Annotated in this window: 8 protein-coding genes; 4 read left to right on the top strand and 4 right to left on the bottom strand. The window is 42.1% G+C overall.

All coding sequences use genetic code 11. The features are described from left to right. The 4 genes from PAG01S_RS18555 to PAG01S_RS18540 form a co-directional block, all read right to left on the bottom strand. A partial coding sequence (locus PAG01S_RS18555; RefSeq protein WP_218017952.1) for an Ig-like domain-containing protein occupies positions 1 to 1,131 on the bottom strand: 1,131 nt, incomplete at its 3' end. 213 nt (positions 1,132 to 1,344) lie between these two features. Then, the gene (locus PAG01S_RS18550) at positions 1,345 to 2,064 is read right to left on the bottom strand and encodes a hypothetical protein (RefSeq protein ID WP_132499665.1); all 720 of its coding nucleotides are present in this window, start codon (positions 2,062 to 2,064) and stop codon (positions 1,345 to 1,347) included. Positions 2,065 to 2,204: 140 nt separating this feature from the next. Then, positions 2,205 to 2,840, bottom strand: coding sequence for a helix-turn-helix transcriptional regulator (locus PAG01S_RS18545; protein WP_010256756.1), 636 nt, complete (start codon positions 2,838 to 2,840; stop codon positions 2,205 to 2,207). Positions 2,841 to 2,885: 45 nt separating this feature from the next. Beyond that, positions 2,886 to 3,476 carry a helix-turn-helix domain-containing protein gene (locus tag PAG01S_RS18540; protein WP_033770258.1) on the bottom strand — a complete coding sequence of 197 codons (591 nt, stop codon included), beginning with the start codon at positions 3,474 to 3,476 and terminating at the stop codon, positions 2,886 to 2,888. A 1,025-nt stretch (positions 3,477 to 4,501) separates the two neighbouring features. On the opposite strand from PAG01S_RS18540, the gene PAG01S_RS18535 reads away from it, so the two are divergent. From PAG01S_RS18535 to PAG01S_RS18520, 4 genes are all read left to right on the top strand, one after another. Next, positions 4,502 to 4,819, top strand: coding sequence for a hypothetical protein (locus PAG01S_RS18535; RefSeq protein ID WP_010256762.1), 318 nt, complete (start codon positions 4,502 to 4,504; stop codon positions 4,817 to 4,819). 9 nt (positions 4,820 to 4,828) lie between these two features. Further along, positions 4,829 to 5,050, top strand: a complete 222-nt coding sequence (locus PAG01S_RS18530; protein WP_010256766.1) for a hypothetical protein — start codon at positions 4,829 to 4,831, stop codon at positions 5,048 to 5,050. 94 nt (positions 5,051 to 5,144) lie between these two features. Continuing rightward, a complete protein-coding gene (locus PAG01S_RS18525; RefSeq protein ID WP_010256772.1) occupies positions 5,145 to 5,675 on the top strand; it encodes a fimbrial protein in 531 nt (176 codons plus the stop codon). Positions 5,676 to 5,737: 62 nt separating this feature from the next. Next, entirely contained in the window at positions 5,738 to 6,475 is a 738-nt protein-coding gene (locus PAG01S_RS18520) for a fimbrial biogenesis chaperone (protein ID WP_033759838.1), read from the top strand. Positions 6,476 to 6,498 lie beyond the last annotated feature (23 nt).

Genomic DNA, 6,498 nt, shown 5'->3' with positions numbered 1-6,498 from the left:
GTCGGTGACCGAGCCGCTGGCAATTTCGCCGGTGATCGCACCGACGTCGTCCGTCAGGGTGACTGAGTCACTGACAATGCCGGAGTTGATGTTATCTGGAGGAGTTATGTCCGGTCGGGAACCGTTGGACGGCGGAGAGACATTACCCGCAGGATCGACGACCACGATAGTTACGTCGGTATCCCCTTCATTGACAGGGTTAGGCTGGATACTCCAGTCACCATTTTCATCAACTACAACCGTGGTGGTTTCACCGGTACTGCCATCGGAAATAACCACAGTTGAACCAGGTTCTGCTTTACCTGAGATTTGTTCATCATCATTGCTATTTATAACCGCCGCTTCTGGCGAAGAGGTGTCAGTAAACTCTTCAGTCAGGCTACCGCTATTGCCCGCACTATCAGTTACCGTAACAGTGACGGTGCCATTTGGTTGTGAAGTCGGTGCTTCCACATACCAGTTACCTTCACTGTCCGTCTGGGTCGTGATCTGGGTGCCATCAGGCAGTTGAATGACAACCTGTGAGTCAGGGCTATTCGATGTTCCGGAAAACTCTGGACGACCATCATTATCACTGTCCGCAACAGGATCAAGTGTCACCGATACACTCTCAGCGGAAGAGTCATGGCCACTGCTACCACGCCCGGACGCACCAATAGCAACGCCGCCTGCCGCGCCGCCCAGCAGCATAAAGGGCAACCAACCAAAATTGTTGTGACTGGCAGTCAGCGGATCGGCACTGGCATATCCTTCACCGCCTAATACCTGTTCACCGCTCTGACCTTCAGTTAAAGCTGGCGGATATTCAGCGACATCGCCGGAAGTCGGCACATATTCATAAAATTGACCGTTTTCGCCCAGCCCAATCAGATGAACGTTTTCATTATCATAATAATCTTCCAGCACAATATCAGGATGCTGAGAATCATCCTGGCTAAAGAAAAGCTGCAGATTATTGCCAACGCGCCTGGTTACAACCATTTGCGGAGCATGTCCTGTAGCGCTATCGATCAGTTCTATATTTAATGCACCCTGATGCGGAACTTTGATCGTTGTAGGATTTTCAGATTTTGTATCAACAGTGTATGAAGAGATAATACCCTTCACACCACGCAAGTTCACTTTCAACATAACAACCTTCTTAATTAACGAGGATTGATAAAATTCAATAGAAATAAGGCTTTCACAAACCCTTAATCTCTATATTCATATACTTCGAATAACCGTGATTTTATGACGAGATAATCTGCAATCCTGACATTGCTTCCAGCACAACTCTTGATTCTGGAGTCAGTGAACGGCATTATCAGAACTGATTAATAAAAAATATGGTGCCAGATTGCATCAATGCAGTGAGTATGCAGCGCCCTGAGCTTTACTGCTTTTATCAGCTATCTTCATAGCATTGCTCTGAGCATGACTACTGTCAGAATTTAATAGTGAAGAAGCCACCGGGTGATTCAATAGTTTTGACTCGCCCGCTTCAGAACAAGAACGTTCATTCACTACACGCGATAACGTACGTGATTGTGCTTTGAGACTGGTTAAAACAGATTCAGCTTCCTTTGCAGGCACCAGACGCGCCGTGATTTTCTGCTGATCATTTACCGCTAACTGATAGTAATAGCGCTCACCTGATTTCAGCTCTGGTGTGGGTACTTCAATTTTTGCTGGCTGGACAAAATCATGCTGGCTGAACATAACGTCCAGTTTTTTCTGGCCAGGACACACACTAATTTCAGTCCCTCTATCACCTGACATTACGCTAGTATAGTATTGATTATTAACAAATACGTTAACGACGCGTTTTGATGCGGCAGGATTTTTTTCATCAATACGGTAGACAATAATGTGCGCACGCGGGTCGTGTATCTGCTCCGGCGCCTTGTCATTTTTGACTTCTTTAAACAACGATGGCGCAGGAGCGTTCTGCAATGGCGCCGCCTCAACATAATTGCAGTACAGGTAGCCTGTAAGTAATAAAACCATACTCAGCATTGCTCCCTGCATAAATTTAAAGGGACTATTCGATGCTTTGCATGTTAAACGTGAATTATTTTCCATATAACTCTCCTTAAGGTGCTTAATCACTATATTTAAAACACCTTATATCCGATGTTGAACAGGAGTTGACAACTCCTTAAAAAATAAAAAATGGGAAATTTAAACAGCGCAGAAGGGTGAGCCTACGCCTCTGGATAACGTTAAATCTCATTTACATTGATAACTCCTTTGTAAAGTTCAAGCAACGAGACATCATTGATAAATGCATTAAATTCTTTGTCTCCTTTCAGAGCGAACTTTCTCATCACATTATATTTATGTGCATAGATTGTTTTAACTGACAAATCTAACCTTTTTGCTGTCTGGATTACACTGTATCCTTTCTTCAAAAAACTAAGCACCTGAAGTTGCACCACGGTGATACGTGCAAATTCGCATCGTAAACAGTCTGAAGGCAGATATCCCATAACTCTTCCCTGAGTGTTTAACCAGGCCTTGGTTATTTTCTCAGTGATTAAACGTACCGAATCCCTTTTTGACACTTCAAGCAAAGATTGATAACAAAATGGTAACGGGTTTTTAATTTTCTCTCCGAAATCATCGGTAAATACCAATATGATACTGCCAGGCTTTCGCTCGCGATAAGCGGGTTGACACATATAAAGACGCCATTGCGAAACATTGATCAGGATGAAGTCAGCCTGCCGCAGGTTATGACTATCAAAACCTGATAAAAATTTTACTTCTGCATCAGATAGCAGTGCCTCCTCAATTACCTTTGATATGCCCAGTCTGAAGAAGTAATTGTCATCCGTACAAACCACATTAACATCCATTTTTTCCCTTCAGCATCACAAAATTCACGATGACAAATATTATATTCAGGTGAACTTACCGTTAATCAGTACCAATTCGCCTTTCTCTTTTAGTTCCTTGAGCACTCTGCAAATGGAACTTTTTGATAAATGAGAACTATTTTCAATAAGATATAGTGCTGAAAATCGTTTCTTTAAATGAGTCGGCAGTTTTTTCCATCTTTCAATCAAAGAAAGAACTTCATCATATGAGTTACTTTTTGGTAACTGAATGTAATTCATCAGATCAGAATACTGTCCTGATAAAATAGACATTGCGTCATTAAAAAGATCTTTCTCAAAAACCAATCGCCAGAACACGTCATAGTCAATGAAACTGACTTTTCCATAATCGACTCGTTCCAGATAGACTGGCGGCTCGTCTAAAGCTGGAGTGACGCCGACAACAAACGGAGCGGATAAGATATTCAAAACCTTATTCTCGCCTTTAAGTTTAAGTAAAAAATCGCCGTCAAGAATGAACATAACGCGACGTACATGATCTTTAGTCAAATGATAACGGCGCTTGCCTCTTGAAATTTCATCTGGATTAGCAATCTGCGTAAATCCTGCTAATGCATCGATGATCCGTTCATGATTTTCAGTCACTCTATACATATTAATTAACTCAATCTAACTGACGCATTGGTCAGTGATTAGCAACAATTCGTAAAATCAGTTTTTTATAGTCTCTTTCTCTTTCGCCTGGTGTACTCGCTTACCTGAGCTCGCCTCCATAACTCGGGCAGTTAAAAATAGTCTTTATCGGTTCCACTATAATAAAACCGTCCCAACAAAATTCAAAACCGCAAATACAAATAAATAAAGACATTCAGGCTAATAAAAGAAACAATAACCAGATCTTACACCATTCAAATGCTGTTTAGTTAGCACATAAATCTACTTTGTAGCACCTTACGGGCAGTGTTATAACTTTTTTCCTAAAAAAAGAATTTCCCATTACCATTTGAAAGATGATGTTATGAGCATGCTATTTTAAAAGCACGCATTTAAACACCTCTCTCAATTTTCCAGCATGGCTGAAAAGAAACAAATCAAATTGGCATCAATGTTAATGCTCCTTACTAAAGTTACGCTGTCAGGCAGCATTGCATGGAAGGAATTAAACCACGGCACCCATCGAACAGATACTTAAATTGATTATCTTTAAATATTTAGTTTTTTATCCTGACATATATGATTTAATTAGCTTAAATCACCAGAAACTGGCAAATGGGATTTTTCCCTTTTTAATTCCACTTCTCAAATGACATCACATTCAGGCAAGTGAAATCATTAACTCATGACTTTATGCACAAGCTTATTCATAGATAAATCAGTTTCACTGAACCGCGTTCATGGCATGCGCTTCCCGGATGCCAGATAATTTTAAGCATCAGGCATAAGCAGTGCTGTTAATGGTTAAATCACGCATAAGAATAATGTACGCTCAAAAAATTCCAGAATACCAACAGCAGTTAATATTATGTAAAAATATAATAGCCATATCCTTGCTTACGATAACAAAAGAAGAATTATGGATGTTTTACTATTTCATTTTTTATGACCACCCATTCTAATAGCGCCGTTCGCTAGAAGCGGCATAAATAATAATATTGAAAAAATGATACATGGAGATATCGATGAGAGAGTTAACATCTTTTGAAATGCAAAACGTTTCAGGAGCAGGTTTTTTTGACTTTATTGGCGCTGTAGTTGTCGGTGCCGTTACGGGTATTAGTTCTTTTGGTCTTAAATGGGGAATGAGTGGCGGAAGCACCGGTGGCGTGTTAGGCGTTGGTATTGTCTCTGCCGGTGTAGGTCTGATTGTCGGCGCAGTCCTTGGTCTTGTTGATGGTGCTTTATATGGTGCTATGAATGGCTGGGATAGCACGGCAGGCTGGTTTAACGCGGTCGTTGAAAACCAGTTTGATCCTAATGCATCTGTAATTACAGCTTAAGGAAACAACATGCGTGAATTGAACAATAAAGAAATCGAAGGCGTTAGCGGTGGTTCATTAACTTCGGTGATCCTGGATTTCTTTAAGCAGCTAGGCGCAAGCTCAGAAGAGAAAACTGAATGGACGCGCCCAGACTCAATTCCAGCAGCGAACCCGGTTAGTGGGTCTGCCTTTGGCATGGGTATTGTTGGTGTCGCAGCAGCAGTCGTATTTGGATTGCTGATTTTCTAATTCTCTTGTGAGGAATGAATCCTCCAGGGAAGTGAACGATTATTAAATCGTTCATTAATTGATGTTATTAATTATTTTATACAAAGGAAAGTATATGAAAAAGTTATCTATGGTTGCTCTTGGTCTGATGCTGGCTGCTGCTCATGTTAATGCTGCTGAAGCTTCAGATGGCACCATTAACTTCACAGGAAATATTGCGTCTCAGACTTGTACTGTAAGCGTAAACGGCGGCGGCAGCACTGCAACCGTTACACTGCCTAAAGTAGCAAGTAGTATTTTAAGCACATCTGGTCAGACTGCAGGTAACACTCGCTTCACTATGGCGCTGAGCAATTGCTCAGCTACGACTGGTGACGTGTACGCTTACTTTGAACAAGGTGCCAACGTCAATGCTGATGGTCGTTTGACCAATACTGGTACTGCAACGAATGTTGACCTGCAGCTGCTGGATAGCGGAAATGGCGTGTTGAACGCGGGTAGCACTGAGCAGACCACCTCTCCAAAAACTGTCGCTCTGACTGCTGGTGCAGGTACTCTGACCTATTCTGCTCAGTACTATGCAACTGGTGCAGCTACTGCTGGTACCGTCTTATCAGCTGTGAACTATTCAATCAATTACCTGTAATTGATTATGGTGGGAGCATCTGTTCCCACCTCTCTTCCTCTATCATCATTTCTGTCAAAATCATGAAAAAAAAAAGTTTTAAATTTTTGATCTCCTGTCTGCTGGCTTTTACGGTGACCTCATCGGCTTTTGCCAGCGTGACGATTATCGGCACCCGGGTAATCTACCCCGCAACAGAAAAAGAAGTCACAGTCCGCTTAGATAACCATGGCAATCAACCTGCGCTGGTACAGGCCTGGATTGACAATGGAAATCCTGATGAAGCACTGGATAAAATAAACGTACCGTTTGTCTTGCTACCGCCTGTTTTCCGTATGGAGGCTAACAAAGGACAGACATTACGTATCGTTTATACCGGTTCAAACCTGCCCAAAGATAAAGAGTCGGTATTCTGGCTTAACGTACTCGACATCCCTCCTCGCGATAAAAGCCTTGCGAATCAAAATCAGTTGCAAATGGCTATTCGTAGCCGCATCAAAATTTTCTTTCGCCCAGCCCGGTTCGATGCGATGCAAGCCACAGAAGCAGCGTCGGGTCTTATCTGGCATCAAGGGGAGAAAGCGAATCAGCTGACAGCAACCAATAACTCTTCGTTTTACGTCAACGTTTCACAGATCAATGCCGAGGATAACGCGGGGCGAAAAGTAGTCAGTGAAAAGGGAGATATGCTTGCACCAGGCGAAACAAAAAGCTTCTCCCTAAAAGGATTGAACGCAAATCAAATCAAAACAAACTTTCATTATCAATATCTGGATGATTATGGCGCTGCACGCAATGTAGACGCCAAAATTAGTCAGTAACTTTGGTAACTCATCAGGGGTAA

This window comes from Pantoea agglomerans NBRC 102470 (assembly GCF_001598475.1).
In the GTDB taxonomy this organism is placed as follows: domain Bacteria; phylum Pseudomonadota; class Gammaproteobacteria; order Enterobacterales; family Enterobacteriaceae; genus Pantoea; species Pantoea agglomerans.
This window is presented reverse-complemented; position numbering and strand designations above follow the sequence as displayed.